14 protein-coding genes and 1 tRNA gene are annotated in these 19,967 nt (G+C 67.3%); 8 read left to right on the top strand and 7 right to left on the bottom strand.

Annotation, left to right across the window (positions count from 1 at the left end):
• Window positions 1-25: 25 nt before the first annotated feature.
• The 6 genes from rho to argS form a co-directional block, all read right to left on the bottom strand.
• Window positions 26-2,164, bottom strand: a complete 2,139-nt coding sequence (rho, locus tag ACTJK0_RS02255) for a transcription termination factor Rho (protein ID WP_110541045.1) — start codon at window positions 2,162-2,164, stop codon at window positions 26-28.
• A gap of 293 nt (window positions 2,165-2,457) precedes the next feature.
• Window positions 2,458-3,432 carry a homoserine kinase gene (gene thrB / locus ACTJK0_RS02260; RefSeq protein ID WP_440744088.1) on the bottom strand — a complete coding sequence of 325 codons (975 nt, stop codon included), beginning with the start codon at window positions 3,430-3,432 and terminating at the stop codon, window positions 2,458-2,460.
• Between the two features lie 2 nt (window positions 3,433-3,434).
• Window positions 3,435-4,541, bottom strand: coding sequence for a threonine synthase (thrC, locus tag ACTJK0_RS02265; RefSeq protein WP_440744089.1), 1,107 nt, complete (start codon window positions 4,539-4,541; stop codon window positions 3,435-3,437).
• Window positions 4,542-5,858, bottom strand: coding sequence for a homoserine dehydrogenase (locus tag ACTJK0_RS02270; RefSeq protein WP_440744090.1), 1,317 nt, complete (start codon window positions 5,856-5,858; stop codon window positions 4,542-4,544).
• Window positions 5,859-7,331, bottom strand: coding sequence for a diaminopimelate decarboxylase (gene lysA / locus ACTJK0_RS02275; protein WP_440744091.1), 1,473 nt, complete (start codon window positions 7,329-7,331; stop codon window positions 5,859-5,861).
• A gap of 5 nt (window positions 7,332-7,336) precedes the next feature.
• Window positions 7,337-9,001, bottom strand: coding sequence for an arginine--tRNA ligase (argS, locus tag ACTJK0_RS02280; RefSeq protein WP_440744092.1), 1,665 nt, complete (start codon window positions 8,999-9,001; stop codon window positions 7,337-7,339).
• A gap of 173 nt (window positions 9,002-9,174) precedes the next feature.
• Here argS and ACTJK0_RS02285 point away from each other — a divergent pair, with 173 nt between their 5' ends.
• From ACTJK0_RS02285 to ACTJK0_RS02300, 4 genes are all read left to right on the top strand, one after another.
• Window positions 9,175-9,666, top strand: a complete 492-nt coding sequence (locus ACTJK0_RS02285) for an FMN-binding protein (RefSeq protein ID WP_440744093.1) — start codon at window positions 9,175-9,177, stop codon at window positions 9,664-9,666.
• 3 nt (window positions 9,667-9,669) lie between these two features.
• The gene (locus ACTJK0_RS02290; protein WP_440744094.1) at window positions 9,670-10,542 is read left to right on the top strand and encodes an FAD:protein FMN transferase; all 873 of its coding nucleotides are present in this window, start codon (window positions 9,670-9,672) and stop codon (window positions 10,540-10,542) included.
• A gap of 16 nt (window positions 10,543-10,558) precedes the next feature.
• Window positions 10,559-12,115: an FAD-dependent oxidoreductase gene (locus ACTJK0_RS02295; RefSeq protein ID WP_440744095.1), complete on the top strand. Its 1,557-nt coding sequence runs from the start codon at window positions 10,559-10,561 to the stop codon at window positions 12,113-12,115.
• Between the two features lie 109 nt (window positions 12,116-12,224).
• Window positions 12,225-12,297: transfer RNA gene (locus tag ACTJK0_RS02300), tRNA-Arg, on the top strand.
• A 54-nt stretch (window positions 12,298-12,351) separates the two neighbouring features.
• On the opposite strand, the gene ACTJK0_RS02305 is transcribed toward ACTJK0_RS02300, so the two are convergent.
• The gene (locus ACTJK0_RS02305; RefSeq protein WP_110541054.1) at window positions 12,352-13,308 is read right to left on the bottom strand and encodes a cation transporter; all 957 of its coding nucleotides are present in this window, start codon (window positions 13,306-13,308) and stop codon (window positions 12,352-12,354) included.
• Between the two features lie 124 nt (window positions 13,309-13,432).
• On the opposite strand from ACTJK0_RS02305, the gene ACTJK0_RS02310 reads away from it, so the two are divergent.
• The 4 genes from ACTJK0_RS02310 (at window position 13,433) to ACTJK0_RS02325 (ending at window position 19,963) form a co-directional block, all read left to right on the top strand.
• On the top strand, window positions 13,433-14,485 hold the full coding sequence (locus ACTJK0_RS02310) for a M4 family metallopeptidase (RefSeq protein WP_440744096.1): 1,053 nt from the start codon (window positions 13,433-13,435) through the stop codon (window positions 14,483-14,485).
• A gap of 60 nt (window positions 14,486-14,545) precedes the next feature.
• Window positions 14,546-14,881, top strand: coding sequence for a protealysin inhibitor emfourin (locus tag ACTJK0_RS02315; protein ID WP_440744097.1), 336 nt, complete (start codon window positions 14,546-14,548; stop codon window positions 14,879-14,881).
• Window positions 14,882-14,945: 64 nt separating this feature from the next.
• Window positions 14,946-18,953: an ATP-dependent RNA helicase HrpA gene (gene hrpA, locus ACTJK0_RS02320; protein ID WP_440744098.1), complete on the top strand. Its 4,008-nt coding sequence runs from the start codon at window positions 14,946-14,948 to the stop codon at window positions 18,951-18,953.
• Window positions 18,954-18,979: 26 nt separating this feature from the next.
• Window positions 18,980-19,963 carry a beta-ketoacyl-ACP synthase 3 gene (locus ACTJK0_RS02325; RefSeq protein ID WP_440744099.1) on the top strand — a complete coding sequence of 328 codons (984 nt, stop codon included), beginning with the start codon at window positions 18,980-18,982 and terminating at the stop codon, window positions 19,961-19,963.
• Window positions 19,964-19,967 lie beyond the last annotated feature (4 nt).

The raw sequence follows: 19,967 nt of genomic DNA on the forward strand, positions 1-19,967 counted from the left end.
AGCAGATCAGCCGCGCCCCTGAGCCTTATTTGTCGTTATCCGACTTCGCACCAAGCGTCGTCTTCTGGACCTGCATGAGGAACTCGACGTTGCTCTGGGTTTCCCGGATCTTGTTGGTGAGCAGTTCAAGGCTCTGCTGGGTTTCGAGTCCGGAGAGGACGCGGCGCAGCTTCCACATGATCTTGACTTCCTCGGGTGAGAGCAGATTCTCCTCGCGGCGGGTGCCGGACGCGTTGACGTCCACGGCGGGGAAGATGCGCTTGTCTGCCAGCTGGCGGGACAGGCGCAGTTCCATGTTGCCGGTGCCCTTGAACTCTTCGAAGATCACCTCGTCCATCTTGGAGCCGGTCTCGACGAGCGCGGTGGCCAGGATAGTGAGGGAGCCGCCGTTTTCGATGTTGCGGGCGGCACCGAAGAAGCGCTTGGGCGGGTAGAGGGCTGCGGAGTCCACACCACCGGACAGGATGCGGCCGGAGGCCGGTGCTGCCAGGTTGTAGGCGCGGCCCAGGCGGGTCATGGAGTCCAGGAGGACCACCACGTCCATGCCCATTTCCACGAGGCGCTTCGCGCGTTCGATGGAGAGCTCGGCCACGGTGGTGTGGTCATCGGCGGGCCGGTCGAAGGTGGAGGCAATGACCTCACCCTTGACGGTACGCTGCATGTCCGTGACTTCTTCGGGGCGTTCGTCAACCAGCACCATCATGAGGTGGACCTCAGGGTTGTTGGTGGTGATCGCGTTGGCGATGGACTGCAGGATGAGCGTCTTGCCTGCCTTGGGCGGGGAGACGATCAGGCCACGCTGGCCCTTGCCGATCGGGGCCACGAGGTCGATGACGCGGGGACCGATCTTCTTGGGGTCGGTCTCCAGGCGCAGGCGCTCGGACGGGTACAGCGGAACCAGCTTGGCGAACTCGACGCGGTCCTTGAGCTCTTCCGGGGTCTTGCCGTTGACCGAGGTCACGCGGACCAGGGCGTTGAACTTCTGGCGGTTGGACTGCTGGTTGCGGTCCTCGCCCTCGCGGGGTGCACGGATCGCACCAACGACGGCGTCACCCTTGCGCAGGTTGTATTTCTTGACCTGTGCCAGCGAAACGTAGACGTCGTTGGGGCCGGGCAGGTAGCCGGAGGTGCGGATGAACGCGTAGTTCTCCAGGACGTCCAGGATGCCGGCGACCGGCAGCAGGACGTCATCCTCGGTGACTTCGACGTCGTCCACGTCCGGGCCCTGGCTGCGGCCGCGGCGGCGGTCGTTGCGGTCGCGGAAGCGGTCGTTGCGGGAGTTGTCCCGGTCCTGGCCGCCGGAACGGTCGTTGCGGTCGCGGCGGTTGCGGCGGTTGCGGCGGCTTCCGCCGTCGGTGTCGTCGTTCTCGCGGTTGTCCCGGCTGCCTTCGCGCTGGCCGGCCTCGCGGCTTCCGGCGTTGTCACGGCCGCCGTCGGAGTCGCGGGAACCGTTGTCGCGGCCACGGGTGCGGCCGCTTTCACGGCGTTCGGTGCGCTGGCCGGCGTCGGACGTTTCAGCCGCGGGCGCCTCGGAGCGCTGGTCACCCCCGCGCTGGTCCCCTCCACGCTGTTCCGCGGCCGGCTGCTCTGCCGGGGTTTCCACCGGGGCTTCCTGGATGGAAGCGGCAGCGGCTTCGCTGCGGCGGCGGTTGCGGGTGCGGGGCTGGCGGCGCTCGGCGGCGCCTTCCGTTGCTTCGGTTGCTTCCGCGGGGGCGGCCGACGGCGCCTCAGCGGCTGCGGCGGCAGGCGCGGCGGCGGTTTCTGCGGCGGGAGCTTCTGCTGCGGGAGCAACCACGCCGTCACTGACGGCGCGGCGGCTGCGGCCACGGCCCCGGGCACGGGTGCCTTCGGCGGGAGCTTCAGCGGCAGGGGCCTCGGGAGCGGCAGACGGTGCGGCTGCGGCCGGGGCGCTTTCCTTGGCCTTTTCCGCAGACTTGGCGGGGGCCTTGGCAGTCAGGGTGCCTGCGCGGTGGGCGGAGATGGCCGAGACCAGGTCACCCTTGCGCATGCGGGAACCGCCGGAGATACCCAGCTGGCTGGCGAGGGCCTGCAGCTGGGCGAGCTTCAGGCCGGCGAGGCCGCTGCTCTTGGCGGGTGCGGCCGTTGATTCGGCAGCAGAAGTTGTGTGTTCCACAGCTGGCGACAGCTCAGTGGTTTCGGTCACGAAGGATCCTTCCCCCTCGACGGCGTCCAGACTGGGAGCTGGACGCGATGATTTGATCTGGGCTGCAGTTCAGATCTGCAGCCGGGATTTCGGCCTTGCCGGTTGGATTTCGGCCAGCAGGGCCGGATACTGATTCACCTTGCGCTGCGCCCGTGGCACGACGCTGGACTGACGCTTCAGGGGCAGTTGGATGCTGCAGATTCCTGCGACAGACCAAGCAGGCGGCACCGGAATACATTCACAGTGGTAGATCAAATAGCAACTGAATGCAGGAGCAGATCAGATAGGCGGAATTACCGCCGGTGCATGTCCACCTTAGCACCTTCAACGTCCACTGCGAGCTTCAGCACGCGCCAACCGATGTCCGGCGTGTTCTCCGCGGTGAACGCTTCGATGAAGGCCAGTGCATCCGCGGCCTGGGTTTCCCCGTTTGCCAGCACCAGGACGGTGGGGCCGGCCCCCGAAACGACTGCAGGGTAGCCTGCTTTGCGCAGCGCGCCGATCAGTGTGGCACTGGGGCGCATGGCCTCGGCGCGGTAGCTCTGGTGCAGGTAATCCTCGGTGCCGGGCAGCAGGAACTCCGGCTTCTGCGTCAATGCGTGGATCAGCAGGGCGGCACGGCCGGAATTCATGGCCGCGGCATGGTGCCCTACCGACGCGGGGAGCAGTGCGCGCGCGGCTTCGGTGGCGAGTTCGAAGTCGGGTACCGCCACGATGGGGATAACGGACCCGGCGACGTCGGCTCTGGTGCTGCTGTACTGCTCACTGTCCTGCCATGACAGCGCCAGTCCGCCGAAAATCGCCGGTGCCACGTTGTCCGGATGGCCTTCCAATTCACTGGTGAGCTGGAGGATCCAGTCCTTGCCGCGTTGCCTTTCCACCGGGACCATGGCGTTGGCGGCCGACACTGCGGCCACCACCGCCGACGCGGAGGAACCAAGCCCGCGGCCGTGGGGATTAATGTTCCGGGCGGTCACCTTCAGGCCGCCGTGGCGGTAGCCAAGCCGTTCGAAGGCGGCATCCATCGCGCGGACCACCAGGTGGGTGGCGTCCCGGGGAAGCGTGTCAGCCCCCTCACCACTGAGCTCGAACACGAGTTCAGCGGTGTCCAGGCTTTCCACGGTCAGCGTGTCATGCAGCGCCAGCGCCAGCCCCAGGCTGTCGTAGCCTGGGCCCAGGTTTGCGCTGGTGGCGGGAACGCGGACGGTGACCCGCTGCCCCGGTTCAATCAGGTGCAGGCCGACTGTGGCCTGCGAGGTGGTGTCCAAGGCTATTTTTCTTCCAGTCCCAGCTCAGCGGCGACAGTGACCACATCATTGGGGACCTTGACCGGCTGGACGTCACTGCCGTCCTCGGTGCGAAGCGCCCACTGGGGGTCCTTGAGTCCATGCCCGGTGACGGTGATGACGATGGTCTTCCCGCTGGGCACCTCCCCCGCGGCGTGCTTCTTGAGCAGGCCCGCCACGCCGGCTGCGGAACCGGGCTCGACGAAGACGCCTTCCCTTGCGGACAGCCACCGGTGGGCGTTCAGGATTTCCTCGTCAGTGACGGCGTCGATGAGGCCGCCGGACTCGTCACGTGCACCAACGGCACCGTCCCAGGAGGCAGGGTTGCCGATCCGGATCGCCGTTGCAATGGTGTCGGGTTCGGTGATGGGGTGCCCGGCGACGAACGGTGCGGCACCTGCAGCCTGGAAGCCCCACATCACCGGCGTCTTGGTGGACACGGCAGGCAGCGTCCCCGCAGTGTCGGACTCAAACGGAGCGGAGTACTCCTTGTAGCCCTTCCAGTAGGCGGTGATGTTGCCGGCGTTGCCCACGGGCAGGACGTGGATGTCCGGGGCGTCGCCCAGGGCGTCGACCACTTCGAACGCGCCGGTCTTCTGGCCCTGGATGCGGGCCGGGTTGACGGAGTTGACCAGGAACACCGGGTAGGACTCCCCCAGCTTGCGGGCGATGTCCAGGCAGTTGTCAAAGTTGCCGTCCACCTGCAGGAGGGTGGCGCCGTGGGCGATGGCCTGGCTGAGCTTGCCCATGGAGATCTTGCCTTCGGGCACCAGCACGGCGCACTTCAGGCCGGCGGCGGTGGCGTAGGCGGCGGCGGACGCGGAGGTGTTGCCGGTGGAGGCGCACACCACGGCCTTGGCGCCCGAAGCGACGGCTGCCGTCATGGCCATGGTCATTCCGCGGTCCTTGAAGGAACCGGTCGGGTTCATGCCCTCGACCTTCAGGTAAACCTCGGAACCGGTAAGTTCGGAGAGCTTCTGCGCGTGCACCAGCGGGGTGCCGCCCTCGCCCAGGGTGATCACCCTGGTGGACTCCGTCACGGGCAGACGGTCAGCGTATTCGCGGATGACACCGCGCCATTGGTGAGCCACTTAGACTCCTTCTACCCGCAAAACGGATGTAACTGAATTGATGACGTCCAGGCCCTTCACGGCCTCGACGGTGGCTGCAAGGGCAGCCTCTGACGCACGGTGGGTGACGATCCGCAGTTCGGCGGATTCCGCGTTGGATTCCGCGTCCCGGTGAATGGTCTGCCGCATTATTTCGATGGACACGCCATGCTCGGCGAAGAGCTGGGCAATCCTTGCCAGGACGCCCGGCTGGTCGGCGACGTCCAGGCCGATGTAGTAGCTGGTGGTGGCGGCGTCGATGGGCAGCGCGGGAACGTGGCCCGTGGTGGTCTCGGTGCGTCCGGGTCCGCCCAGGACCAGCCGGCGCGCGGCCGAGACGAGGTCGCCCAGGACTGCAGAGGCCGTGGGGGTACCTCCGGCCCCCTGGCCGTAGAACATCAGCTCGCCGGCGTTTTCGGCCTCGATGAACACGGCATTGAACGCGCCGCGGACGGCAGCCAGCGGATGTTCGCGCGGCAGGAGCGTGGGGTGGACGCGGACGGACACGCCTTCCTTGCCGTCGGCATCGGTGAGTTTCTCGGCGATGGCCAGCAGCTTGATGACAAAGCCTGCGTCCTTGGCGGCGGCAATGTCCGAAGCACTCACGGACGTGATGCCCTCGCAGTGGACGTCGTCCATGGAAAAGCGCGTGTGGAAGGACAGCGCCGCCAGGATGGCTGCCTTTGCGGCGGCGTCGTGGCCCTCGATGTCGGCAGTGGGGTCGGCTTCGGCGTAGCCAAGGCGCTGCGCTTCGGCGAGGGCATCGGCGAACTGGGCACCGGTGGTGTCCATCTGGTCAAGGATGAAGTTGGTGGTGCCGTTGACGATGCCCAGCACCCGCGTAATGCGGTCGCCGGAGAGGCTGTCCCGGATGGGGCGGAGGATGGGGATGGCTCCGGCGACGGCGGCCTCGTAGGAGAGCTGCACGCCTGCCTTGTCCGCCTCTTCGTAGAGGGTGGGGCCGTCCTGCGCCAGGAGCGCCTTGTTGCCGGTGACCACGCAGGCACCGTTGCGGAGCGCGGCGAGGATCAGCGTGCGGGCGGGTTCGATGCCGCCCATGAGCTCGATGACCAGGTCGGCGTCCTTGACCAGCGTCTCGGCGTCGGTGGTGAAGAGCTCCTGGGGCAGGTCCACGTCGCGGGGGGCGTTGACGTTGCGCACGGCAATGCCGCTGAGCTGCAGCCGGGCGCCGGTGCGGGCGGCAAGGGCGTCGGCGTCCTCGATCAGGATCCGCGCAACCTGGGCTCCAACGTTGCCACAGCCCAGCAGGGCCACTTTCAGCGTTCGCATTTCCGTCATTCAGGCTCCCATGTCGCGGTTCAGCAGGTCTTCTTCGGTTTCCCCGCGGACAATCAGCCGGGCAGATCCGTCGCGCACCGCGACAACGCCCGGCCGGGCCAGATAGTTGTAGTTGCTCGAGAGGGCCCAGCAGTAGGCGCCGGTTCCCGGTACAGCAAGCAGATCACCGGCTGCCACGTCCTCGGGCAGATATACATCTCTAACAACTATGTCGCCGCTCTCGCAATGTTTGCCCACCACGCGGGACAGCTGCGGGGCGGCATTGGACGTCCGGGAGGCGAGCACGGCCGAATAATCCGCGTCGTACAGCACCGGACGGGCGTTGTCGCTCATGCCGCCGTCGACTGAAACATACCGGCGCGGATACGTAACGTTGTTGTCCGCGTCACCGTCGCCGGAAGCCGCAGGGGCGTCCACGCGGACCGTTTTCAGCGTGCCCACCTCGTAGAGGGTGAAGGTGGTGCTGCCCACGATGGCGCGGCCGGGCTCGATGGAGATGCGCGGCGCGTCGATGCCCAGCTCGGCGCAGGTGGAGCGCACGACGGCGGCCATCGCCGTCGCGATTTCCGCTGCGGGGCGCGGGGTGTCCACCGGGGTGTAGGCAATCCCGTAGCCGCCGCCCAGGTCCAGCTCCGGCAAGGTGATGGAGTATTTTTCCTGCATGGCTGCCAGGAACCGCAGGAGCTTCTCCGCGGCGAGTGCGAAGCCGTCCGGCTCGAAGATCTGGGAGCCTATGTGGCAGTGCAGGCCCAGCAGTTCGATGCCGGGATGCGCTGAAGCAGCTGCCACCGCTTCCTCGGCAGCGGAGATGCCGGCTTCATCGGTGGTGTCGGCCGCCATGGAGAGGCCGAACTTCTGGTCCTCGTGGGCCGTGGCGATGAACTCGTGCGTGTGGGCATGCACGCCGGGGGTGAGCCGCAGCATGACCTTCGCCTGCTCCCCGCGCCCCTGCGCGATCGCGCCGACGCGCACGAGCTCATCCAGGCTGTCCACTACGATCCGGCCCAAACCCATGTCCAGCGCCCGGTGGATCTCGCCGTCGGACTTGTTGTTGCCGTGCAGCGCCACGTCCGCGCCGGGAATGCCGGCGCGGTACGCGACGGCGAGTTCTCCCCCGGAGGCCGTGTCCAGCCGAAGTCCTTCTTCCTCCACCCAGCGGACCACGGAAGTGCACAGGAATGATTTGCCGGCGTAGTAGACATCCACTCCCCCGCAGATATCGGCGAAGGCGTTGTTGAATGCGTCGCTGAAGGCCCTGGCCCGTGCGCGGAAGTCGTTCTCGCTCATCACGAAAAGCGGGGTGCCGTATTGGCGCTGCAACTCGCTGACGGGAATGCCGTCGATGCTGAGTTCGCCCGCCCCGTTGCGTGCGACGTCACGGGCCCACATCGGTTCGGGGAGCTTGTTCAGGTCCTCCGGAACGGCAAGCCACTCCGGGGCAAGCGGGGAACCTTGTGCTGCTGTGTTCGTCATCGTTCCTACATCCGTTCCGGCGCCGAAACGCCCAGCAGGTCCAGCCCGTTGGCAAGCACCTGGCTGGTGGCGTCGTTAAGCCACAGGCGGGTGCGGTTGAGGTCGGTTACCGCCTCGTCGCCCATGGGGGCGATGCGGCAGGCGTCGTACCAGCGGTGATAGGCCCCTGCGATTGCCTCCAGATGGCGAGCCACCCGGTGCGGTTCGCGCAGCTCGGCGGCCTTGGCAATGATGGACGGGTAGCTGCCCAGGTAGGACAGCAATTCGTTCTCGGTGGCATGGTCCAGCAGGGAAGCATCAAAGCTGTCCGTTCCATCCACGGTGCGTTCCACGCCGGCTGCCACAGCGTTCCGGGCCGCGCCGCGGGAGCGGGCGTGGGCGTACTGCACGTAGAACACCGGGTTCTCGTTGCTGTTCTTCTTCAACAGTTCCGGGTCCAGGGTCAGCGGCGAATCGGCGGGGAACCGGGCCAGGGAGTAGCGCACGGCGTCCTTGCCCAGCCACTCGATCAGGTCCTTGAGTTCAATGATGTTGCCGGCACGCTTGGACAGCTTGGCTCCGTTGACGGACACCAGCTGGCCGATCAGGACCTCGATGTTCACCTCGGGGTCGTCGCCGGCGGCGGCAGCGATGGCCTTCAGCCGGTTGATGTAGCCGTGGTGGTCGGCGCCCAGGAGGTAGATCTTCTCCGTGAAGCCGCGGTCCTTCTTCGACAGGTAGTAGGCGGCGTCCGCGGCGAAGTAGGTGGGCTCGCCGTTGGCGCGGATCATCACCCGGTCCTTGTCGTCGCCGAAGTCCGTGGTCCGCAGCCAGACCGCACCGCCGTCGTCGAACACGTGGCCCTGTTCGCGAAGGCGCGCAACGGCACTTTCGATGGCTCCGGCGTCGTGCAGTTCCTGCTCGGAGAAGAAGACGTCGAATGCAACGCCGAAGTCCGCCAGGGTGGCCTTGATGTCCTTCATCTGCGCTTCGTAGGCGGCGGCACGGATGACCGGCAGGGCAGCCACTTCCGTAAGTTCGCGGATGTCCGGGTGCGCGGTGAGTACCTCATGGCCAAGGTCGGCGATGTACTGTCCCGGGTAGCCGCCGTCCGGCACGGGAAGGCCGTGGAGCCGGTTGTAGACAGAGATGGCGAAGGTGTTCATCTGCGAGCCGGCGTCGTTGATGTAATACTCGGCCGTGACGTCCGCCCCGGAGGCGCGCAGCACGCGGGCGATCGAATCCCCCAGCGCAGCCCAGCGGGTGTGCCCGATGTGAAGCGGGCCGGTGGGGTTCGCGGACACGAATTCCATGTTCACGGTGTGGCCGGCGAGCGCTGTGTTGGTGCCGTACTCCCCGCCGGCCTCCACAATGGCCTTGGCCAGGGCGCCGGCGGCTGCCGCGTCCACCGTGATGTTCAGGAAGCCCGGGCCCGCGATATCGACGGCGGATACCCCATGGATGGACTTAAGCCGGGTGCTGAGGACACCGGCGAATTCGCGGGGATTGGTGCCGGCCTGCTTGGCCAGCTGCAGGGCGATGTTGGTGGCCCAGTCGCCGTGGTCCCGGTTCTTGGGCCGCTCCACGCGCACGTCAGCCGGGACGGCTGATTCCGCAAGGGCAATATCGCCGGCAGCGACGGCGTCCTTGAGGCAGGCGGATATGGCGAGGGAAAGTTCTTCGGGAGTCACCCCCCTAGCCTACCGGGGGCCGGTGACAGCAAAGAATTCGGGCGTCGTGCCTGCCGCCCGAATGTGGGGCGGGGTGAACCCGGCCACAGGGTGAACCATTCGCGCCGGTCCGGCGTTGACTAGACCGTAGCCAGTGCCGCACGGCAAAGACCCAACAGAGAATCGGGAGCCTCATGAGACCCTCCATCCCTGAACGTCCCGCTGCACCCGCAGCCACGCTTCGCAAAGGCATTCTGGCCGGCCTTGCCGGCCTGTCCCTGGCAGGAACCGTGGCCGGCTGCGCACCCTCCGCGGCGGACAGCTCCCCGGGCACGGCGGAAAGCCCGGCCGCCCCTTCCGCCAATTCGTCCGCCCTGGCGGACAGCGGCGCCGGTTACAAGGACGGCACCTACAGCGCGGACGGGAACTACGTCTCACCCAACGGGACCGAGACCGTGGGCGTGCAACTGACACTTGCGGCCGGCAAGGTGACGGACGTGCAGATCACCCAGCACCCATCGAACCCGAACACCAAGAAGTTCCAGGGCCAGTTCGCCGGCGGCATCGCGGCGCAGGTGGTGGGCAGGAACATCGATGAACTCAACGTGTCAAGGGTCGCCGGGTCCTCGTTGACCAGCGGCGGCTTCAACCAGGCCGTGGAAAAGATCCGGGCGGAAGCGCGGTAGGCGGTGCCCGTGACAGACCGGGAGGTTTTTTCGTTCCAAGGGATCGGCACCACCTGGGACATCACCACTGCCCACCCGCTGCCGCAATCCCTGCGGACCCGCCTTGTGCAAAGGGTGGAGAGGTTCGACGCCGACTGGTCCCGTTTCAGGTCCGACTCCCTGGTCGCCGAGGTTGCACGGACGCCGGGGCGCTACTCCTTTCCGGAAGAGGCCGGCCCGCTTGGCGGTTTGTACCGGCGCCTCTACCTGCTGACCCGCGGGGCCATGACCCCTTTGGTGGGTGGCAGCCTGGAGCGCTTGGGGTATGACGCCGGGTATTCCCTGCGGGTGGCCGGGCCGCCCCTTCCGGCGCCGGCCTGGGAATCTGTCCTCGCCTGGGCCGGTACCTCCATCACGGCCAGCGCACCGGTGGTCCTGGACATCGGCGCTGCCGGCAAGGGCCTGCTGGTGGACCTGCTGGCCGAAGAGCTGGTGGCCGCCGGTATCGGCACGTTTGTGGTCGACGCAAGCGGCGACCTGCTGGTCCGCGGGCCGGAGCCTGTCCGCGTGGCCCTTGAACATCCCGGCAATCCGGACCAGGCCATCGGCATCGTGGAGCTGGAGGGGCGGGCCCTGTGCGCTTCTGCCATAAACCGCCGTGCCTGGGGCGACGGGCTGCACCATGTCCTGGACGGGACCACCGGGCGGCCGGCGCAGACCGCCGTCGCCACCTGGGCCATGGCGGAGACTGCCATGGTGGCTGATGCACTCGCCACGGCGCTCTTCTTCGTTCCGGGCAGCACGCTCCAGGAATCGTTCGACTTTTCGTGGCTGACCGTTTTCCCGGACGGCAGCGCAGCCTATTCCGCCGACTTCGAAGGAACCTTGTTCCCATGACCCTTGTGGAGCGCTCATGACCCCTGTGGAAATGCCGCACACCGGCCCGGCACCGTCGCTGGCAGGCCGGCTGGACGCTGCCGTCGGCGGGCCCACCATGTACCGGCTTGTCCTGTTGGTCCTGGCAGCACTCGCAGGCTTCAGCCTGCTGCTCGACGTTCTGGGCTGGCTGGCGTTCGGGATAGCGGCGATGCTGGCCCACCTGGCCCTCTGCCTCGGCCTGACCTACGTTTCCAACCGGGCGCTGGCCGCGCTGTTCCGGGTGAACCCGCACACGGAGTCCTCCCTCATCACCGGGCTCCTGCTCTACTTCCTGTTCTGGCCCTCCCTGCAGCCGATGGACCTCGCCGGGGTGGCGCTGGCCTGCGTCCTGGCCTCGGCGTCAAAATACGCGCTGGCCTGGCGCGGCCGGCACATCTTCAATCCCGCCGCCGCAGGCGCCTTTGCCGCCGGGCTGACCGGGCTGAACATTGCCACGTGGTGGGCGGCGACGCCGGCCATGCTGTGGCTGCTGGTTCCGGGCGTGCTGCTGGTCCTGTACCGGACGCGCAAGGCCCTGATGGCGGGTGTCTTCACGCTGGTGGCCACGTCCGTGATCACCCTGGAACTGCTTCGCGCCGGTATGTCCGCCGGCCAGGGTATGTGGCAGGCCCTGGCCCAGCGGCCGGTGCTCTTCTTTGTGGGATTCATGCTCACCGAGCCACTGACCCTGCCGCCACGGCGATGGCAGCAGCTGGCACTGGCGGCGGCAGTGGCGGTGCTCTTCGCGGTCCCGTGGAACCTGGGCGTGGTGGCAAACTCGCCGGAGGCAGCGCTGCTGGCCGGCAACCTGCTGGCCTTCCTTGCCGGCCAACGGGGGACGGTGAGGCTGCGGCTGGCCGCGTCCCGGCCCCTGACGCCCGCCACCACCGAGTTTTCCTTCGAACCGTCCCGGCCGGTCCGCTTCCTTCCCGGGCAGTACATGGAACTGGACCTGCCGGCCGCCAGGACGGACGGGAAAGGCCGACGCCGGGTGTTCAGCCTGGCGGGTTCCCCGGGCGGGCGCCTGGTGAAGTTTGGCGTGCGGACTGCAGGGCCGCTGTCCGGGGCGAAGGAGGCGCTTTTGGCGCTGCGGCCGGGTGCTGAGCTTACGGCCACGATGGTGGGCGGCGACTTCGTCCTGCCGCGTGATCCCCGCCGCCCGGTGCTGCTGATCGCCGCGGGAATCGGCGTCACACCGTTCATTGCCCATTTGTCCTCGGGGAGCCTTCAGGAGCGGAACGCCGTGCTCCTGCTCCTGGCCCGGACGGCAGGCGAGGTGGCCTATGCGGACGAACTCCGGAATTCGGGGATACGCGTACTGGTCCGGTTGGCGGATGGGTCCGTGCCGCCCGCAGGACTGGCGGCGGTTCCTGCCGGCGGTCCCGGGGCCGGGCGGTGGCTGGACGGAAAGGGCCTTGCGGAGCTCGTCCCGGATATCGGACGACGCGATGTCTATGTTTCAGGCTCCCCTGCCAGCGTCCAGGCTCTTCGCCGTGCGGCAAGAGAAGCGGGTGCACGGCGCGTCCGGGCGGACTCTTTCTGGGGCTACTGAACCTGTGTGTTTGACCTTCCCGGCAAGGCTGGGGCGCCGGTTTTCCCTTGCGGGCCACCTTCCTGCTAAGCTCTAGGACGTCCGCCGGGAACGGCAGGATATCCGGATTGCCCTCGTAGCTCAGGGGATAGAGCGTCTGCCTCCGGAGCAGAAGGCCGTAGGTTCGAATCCTATCGAGGGCACAGGAAAAACCCCGCCGCTTCAGTGAAGCGGCGGGGTTTTCCATGTCCGGCTGGTCAGTCCTGGAAGCGTAACGCCGCCTCATCCAGGGTCGCCAGCGTCAGCACCGCTTCCTCCACGGTTTCGTGGTCCTCCAGTTCACGTTCGATCCGCCGCAGGACCACCGCCACTTCGTGCTCCGGGTGGTCCCCCTGCAGGTCCACTGCGGCAACGAGGTACAGCTTCCGGGGGCCAACAAACTCCAGGTGCAGGTACGTCAGCCGCGCGATCTCCGGGTGCTCCAGCACGCGCCGGGCCATGGACCGTTCAATATCCGGTGTAACGCCCTGGCCCACCAGGAAGCGCCTGTTGCGGTCAATCAGGACCACGGCGACGACGGCCAGCAGCACGCCTACCGCGATCGATCCGATGGCATCAGGCAGCGGCGATCCGGTGACCTGGTGCAGGAACACGCCCAGGAATGCCACGACAAGTCCGATCAAGGCGGCGGCATCCTCGGCGAAGACAGCGCGCAGGGTGGGATCGGAGCTGATGAGGACCTGCTCAAGGGTGTGCCGGTCCAGTTCATGGGCGGCCTTGCGGGTCTGCCGGAACGCCTGGACGAAGGAGATCCCTTCGAAGACGAAAGCCACGGCCAGGACGATGTAGGCGATGGCGAAGTCGGCCGCGGGCTCCGGTTCAATAATCTGCTGGACGCCGTGCATGATCGACACCACGGCGCCGGCGGTGAAGAGCCCGAAAGCGGCGAACATGGACCACACGTAGGCTTCCCTGCCATAGCCCATGGGGTGGCTCTTGTCACGTGGCCGGGCAGAACGGCGTTCCGCGAAAAACAGGAACACCTGGTTTCCAGTATCTGCCCACGAGTGCGCGGCTTCCGCGGTCATGGAGGCCGAGCCGGACAGGCCCGCGGCCACCGTCTTCGCCGCCGCCACGAGCGTGTTGGCCGCGAAGGCAATAATGACCGTCAGCAGGGTGGAGCTGGGCTTGGTGCGTTTTTCGGTTTCCGCCATGCGCCTACCGTACCCAGCCCTGCCCGCTCCAGCGCCCGGCGGTTGCTGAATTCGCAGCGGTGGCGTCCCTGTCATTGTCGGTGGCTCCTCTTAGGCTGATTTCACCTAGTTGAGGGGGTACGCCATGCACGTTCCATTCTGTTCAATCATTCCGCCGTACATGCTGCGGCGGCTGGCGCAGCAGGATGCGCCGGAGTTCTCGTCCGCGGCGAGCGCCGCCAGGAAAGCGCTGGGCCACGTCGAATCGTTCCAGGCCGCGCGTTCGCAGGTTGTTCCGCCCCTCCCGCCGGGCCTGCGGCCGGAAAAGCCAGGGCCCGTCAACCGCGCTATCTACGACGCCGGCGGGGACGAAACCCTCCCGGGAAGGCCTGTCCGCGAAGAAGGCGGACCAGCCACCGGCGATGCCGCCGCGGACGAGGCCTATGACGGGCTGGGGAACACGCACAGGCTGTACGCCGACGCCTTCGGGCGGGATTCGGTGGACGGCCGCGGGCTGAAGCTGGACGCCACGGTGCACTTTGGCAAGCTGTACGACAACGCCTTCTGGAACGGCAGCCAGATGGTCTTCGGCGATGGCGACGGCGACGTCTTCGAACGCTTCACCAAATCCGTAAGCGTCATCGGGCACGAGCTGGCACACGGCGTCACCCAGTACACGGCGGGGCTTGTGTACCGGAACCAGGCGGGTGCCCTGAACGAATCCATGTCCGACGTCTTCGGCGCGCTCGTTGAGCAGTACGTCAAGAACCAGACCACCGCGCAGGCCAGCTGGCTGATCGGGGAAGGGCTCTTTACGCCCAAGGTCCAGGGGCGGGCTCTGCGGTCCATGAAGGCGCCGGGGACTGCGTACGACGACGACGTGCTGGGCAAGGACCCGCAGCCTGACTCCATGGACTCCTACGTCCGGACCAGCGCGGACAATGGCGGCGTGCACATCAACTCCGGCATCCCCAACCGCGCCTTCTACCTGGTGGCGGAGGCACTGGGCGGCTGCGCGTGGGAGGCTCCGGGCCGTATCTGGTACGAGACCCTGACCAACGGTTCCCTGCCGCCCGCCGCCACCTTCACGGTCTTTGCCCGTGCCACGGTCCGCGCTGCCGCCGACCTTTTTGGCCCGGAGTCCCCGGAGCATGACGCCGTCGGGGCGGCGTGGGAGACTGTGAAGGTCAAGGTTTAACCACTGCCCGGCGGCCCGCTCACTGGCTCCCGGGCCGTATGGAAGCCCAGGGGCCAGGCCATGAAGATCAAGGTGGAGCGCACCGGCGGGATCGCGGCGATCACGCGCGTGTGGACTGTGGACGCCCGGACGGACAGTGACCTCAGCCAGTGGCAGCCCATTGTCGAGGCCTGCCCGTGGGACGCGGTTCCCAGCACTCCACGGGCGGCCGCAGCGGCCTTCGCGGCGCCCCAGCCGGACCGCTTCATCTACTCCATCACCGCCGGGCAGCGCAGGGCTGCCCTGCCCGAGCATGCCCTCACCGGTCCATGGCGCATCCTGGTTGATACCGCGCGGGCCGCCGCCGAGGAAGCCGGTGGACCACTTCCCGGCGCGGACACCGACGGGCCCGCCTGAGGACGGCAGGCGGCCGGGAAACGAAGAAGGGGCGGTTCCTTACGGCAGTAGACTGTCTGCAGCCATGACTTTTCATATCTCCTATCCCGCCGAGCTGCCGGTTTCCGAGCGCCGCGAGGACCTGATGGCCGCAATCGCCGCCAACCAGGTGACCATCATCGCCGGTGAAACCGGCTCCGGGAAGACCACCCAGATCCCCAAGATGTGCCTGGAGCTGGGCCTGGGCGAGAAAGGCCTCATCGGGCACACCCAGCCCCGCCGGCTGGCAGCCCGGACGGTAGCGGAGCGCATTGCGGAGGAACTCGGCGTCGAGATCGGCCAGGAAGTAGGCTTCCAGGTCCGTTTCACAGGCGAGGTCAGCAAGGCCACCAGGGTCAAGCTGATGACGGACGGGATCCTGCTGGCCGAGATCCAGCGGGACAAACTGCTGCGCAAATACAGCACCATCATCATTGACGAGGCCCACGAACGCAGCCTCAACATCGACTTCATCCTGGGCTACCTCAAACGGGTCCTTCCGCAGCGGCCGGACCTGAAAGTTATCATCACCTCGGCCACCATCGATCCCGAGCGGTTCGCCAACCACTTCGGCACCCCGGACAGCCCGGCGCCCATCGTCGAGGTCTCCGGCAGGACCTATCCGGTGGAGATCCGCTACCGCCCGCTGTCACAGCCGAAGCCGGAGGATGACGACGCCTCGGACGATGAACTCGAAGAGGACCGGGATCCGCTCGACGCCGTCTGCGATGCCGTGGACGAACTCGCGGCGGAGGCTCCTGGGGACATCCTGGTCTTCTTCTCCGGGGAACGCGAAATCCGCGACGCCGCGGAGGCACTGCAGGCCCGTGTCCAGTCCAACCGCAGGCTGGCCAACACCGAGATCCTCCCCCTGTTTGCCCGCCTGAGCCTGCAGGAGCAGCACAAGGTGTTCCATCCGGGCAGCAAACGCCGGATCGTGCTGGCCACCAACGTGGCGGAAACATCGCTGACCGTGCCGGGCATCAAGTACGTGATCGATACCGGCACGGCGCGTATTTCCCGCTATTCGCACCGCACCAAAGTCCAGCGCCTGCCCATCGAGCGCGTCTCGCAGGCCTCGGCCAACCAGCGCTCCGGCCGCTGCGGCCGGGTGTCCGACGGCATCGCGATCCGGCTGTACTCCGAAGAGGACTTCGAATCACGCCCCCGGTTCACCGATCCGGAAATCCTGCGGACCAACCTCGCGGCCGTCATCCTGCAGATGACGGCCATGGGCGTGGCAAAAGGTCCCAAGGATGTCGAAGAATTCCCATTCGTGGAGCCTCCGGAAACACGAGCCATCAACGACGGCGTCACCCTCCTCCGCGAGCTCGGGGCCCTGGCTCCCCCGCGCCCGCAGGGCAAGGCCGGCACACCCCCGGGCGACGGCCGCCGCCCAGCCACCGGGGGCGGCCTCACCGCCGTCGGACAAAAACTCGCCCAACTGCCCGTGGATCCGCGCCTGGGCCGGATGATTGTGGAAGCCGGAAAACGCGGCTGTGTCCGGGAGGTCATGATCCTGGCCGCCGCGCTCACCATCCAGGACCCCCGCGAAAGGCCCACCGACAAGCAGCAGCTGGCCGCGGAAAAACACAACCGCTTCCGGGACGAGAACTCGGACTTCACCGGCTTCCTGAACCTGTGGAATTACCTGCAGGAGAAGCAGCAGGAGCTGTCGTCGTCAGCCTTCCGCCGGTTGTGCCGCGCCGAATTCATCAACTACCTGCGCGTCCGGGAATGGCAGGACCTGTTCACCCAGCTGCGCCAGCTCGCCCGGCCGCTGGGCATCACCCTGGACAACAAGCGCCTGGCGGACCCCGTGGGCAACCACGACGGCATCCATATCAGCCTGCTCTCCGGGCTGCTGAGCCACATCGGCATCCTGGACGAGCGCAAGCGCGAATACGCGGGCGCCCGGGGCAGCCGGTTCGCGATCTTCCCCGGCTCGGCGCTCTTCCGGAAGTCCCCCACATTCGTCATGGCGGCGGAGCTCGTGGAGACCAGCCGGCTGTGGGCGCGCGTGGCCGCCAGGTTCGATCCCCTCTGGGCGGAGGAAGTGGCCCCGGACCTGGTGAAGCGCAGCTACAGCGAACCCCACTGGTCCACCAAACAGGGCGCAGTCATGGCGTACGAAAAGGTCACCCTCTACGGTGTCCCGATCATCGCGCAGCGGCGGATCAACTACGGTCGGGTGGATCCGCCGCTTGCCCGCGAACTGTTCATCCGGCACGCCCTGGTGGAGGGTGACTGGCGCACCCACCACAAGTTCTTCCACCGCAACCGCGCCCTCCTGCTTGAGGTGGAGGAGCTTGAGGCCCGGATGCGCCGCCGCGACCTGCTGGTGGACGACGAAACGCTGTTCGAGTTCTATGACGCCAGGATCGGCCCCGACGTTGTGTCCGAACGGCACTTCGACAAGTGGTGGAAGGAGGCCCGCCGGGACAACCCGGACCTGCTGGACTACGACAAGTCGCTGCTCCTCAGTGATGATGCTGACGAACTGGACGACTCCGCGTACCCGAAGACCTGGCTGCACAAGGGCTTCGAACTTCCGCTGGCCTATGAATTCCATCCGGTGGCGCCCGGATCCACGCCGGACCCCTCCGACGGCGTCACGGCCGAGGTGCCGGTCCTCTTCCTGAACCAGCTCGACGACGCCCCGTTCCGCTGGTTGATTCCGGGCCAGCGCGCGGAGCTGGTGACCGCCCTGATCAAGTCGCTGCCCAAGCAGATCAGGAAGAATTTCGTCCCGGCGCCCGATGTTGCCCGTCAGGCGGTGGCCGTCCTCGAGGCAGACTTCGACCCGGAAAAGGATGAACTGGAGCCGTCGCTGGAACTGGCGCTGCGGCGGATCAGGGGCGCAGTCATCCCGCCCGGGTCCTGGAACTGGGACGCTGTCCCGCCGCACCTGCGGATGAGCTTCAAGGCAGTGGACAGCAAGGGCAAGGTGCTGGGCGAAGGCAAGGACCTCGCCGAGCTTCAGGAGCGCCTTGCCCCCGCCACCCGGCGCGCCATCGCAGAATCCCTCGGCGCCACCCCAGCCACGGCCGCCCCGGGCAAGGCCGGCAAGGCGCCGTACGGGAATGGCAAACCGCCCGGCGGAAACGGCAAAACGCCCGACGGCGGGCAGCAGCCGGCGCAGCAGGGCGCCAAAGTGCCCGGAGCCCAGGCTGCGGCCGGGTTCGTTGAGCAGGAGGGCCTGACGGAATGGAGCTTCGGCACCATCGAGCGCCAGGTCAGCAGCATGGTCAAGGGCCATACGGTCACCGGCTATCCGGCATTGGTGGACCAGGGCACCTCCGTGGCCCTGCGCGTGTTCCAGAGCCCCGGGGAGCAGCAGGACGCCATGCGCGGGGGCGTCATCAGGCTGCTGGCGCTGCGGGTGCCGGCACCGGACCGCTACGTCCTGGAGCACCTGAGCAACACCGAGAAACTGACCTTCAGCCAGAACCCGCACGGTTCGGTGTCCGCCCTTATCGCCGACTGTGCCCTGGCCGCCATCGACAAGCTCACGCCCGCGGAACTCCCCAGGGACCGCAAGGCATTCGACGGACTTTATGAGGTGGTCCGGGCCGAGCTGATCGATACCGTCTTCTCCGTCACGGCCACCGTGGAGCGCATCCTTTCCAGTACCCGGCGGATCGAAAAGCAGCTCAAGGGCACCACCAGCCTGGCCCTGATCAGCGCCTTGAACGACATCAAGAGCCAGCTGGGACAGCTCGTGTATCCGGGTTTTGTGGCACAGACGGGCTACGCCCAGCTCAGCCAGCTGCCCAGGTACCTCGCGGCCATCGAGAAACGGCTCGAACGCCTGCCCGGGAACGTCCAGCGGGATGCGCTGAACATGGCCATGGTCCAGCGGCTTGAGGATGACTACGACGATGCCGTCTCGGCGTTGCAGCCCGGGCGGCGGGCCGGGCGGGAGTTAACCCAGGTGCGCTGGATGATCGAGGAGCTCAGGGTGAGCCTGTTCGCCGTCGAGCTCGGAACCGCCTACTCCGTGTCCGAGAAACGCATCCGCACGGTACTCAACAAGGCACTCGCCCCCGCCTAGCAGCGGCCCCCAACGAGAGGAATCGAATGAAGCTCACGCTTGCCCACGGCCCGGCCGGGACAGAGATTGCCGGGCTTGGCCACGCCCAGCCCGAGCGAGTGATGGACAACCACGAGCTCGAAGGGATGATGGACACCAGCGACGAGTGGATCCGCCAGCGCACCGGCATCGTCACGCGGCGGATCATTGCCGACGGTGAAACCGTGGTGGACCTCGCTGTGCCGGCCGCGCGCATGGCCCTTGCCGATGCTGGTGCTTCCGCCGCTGACATCGACCTCGTGGTGGTGGCAACCACCACGGCAGCAGAGCGTTCCCCCAACACTGCCGGCCGTGTCGCCGAGGCACTTGGGCTGGGCCGCGACGGCCGGGGGCCGGCGATCATGGACCTCAATACCGCCTGCTCCGGCTTCGAATACGCACTGGGCGTGGCAGACCAGGCTATCCGTACCGGAAGCGCCAACCAAGCGATCGTCGTGGGGGCTGAAACCCTTTCCGCGGTGACGGACTGGACGGACCGCGCCACCGCGGTCCTGACCGCCGACGGTGCCGGCGCCGCCGTCGTCCGTCCTTCCGCCACGCCCCGCATTGGCCCGGTGGTCTGGGGGTCCGAGGGCGGCATGGCGGACGCCGTCAGGATTTCCCCGCCTACAGGCAGGTTCTCGCAAAATGGGCGGGAAATCCTGCGCTGGGCCCTGACCAAGGCTCCCGAGCGTGCCCGCGAGGTGGTGGCCCGCGCCGGCCTGACGCTGGACGACATCCAGGTCCTCGCGGCGCACCAGGCCAACCTCCGCATCATTGAGCCGCTGGCCGATGCCCTGGGCATGACGGACAGGATCGTCATCACCGATGTCACGGAATCCGGGAACACGTCCGCCGCCAGCGTTCCGCTCGGCCTGAGCAAATGGTGGCATGCAGGCAACATCCCGTCGGACGTCCCCGCCCTGCTGTTCGGTTTCGGCGGCGGTTTCACCTACGCCGGCATGGTGGCGATGACGCCCCGCAGGGACTGATACG

Source organism: Paenarthrobacter sp. 22069, from assembly GCF_052046035.1.
Lineage (GTDB): Bacteria > Actinomycetota > Actinomycetes > Actinomycetales > Micrococcaceae > Arthrobacter.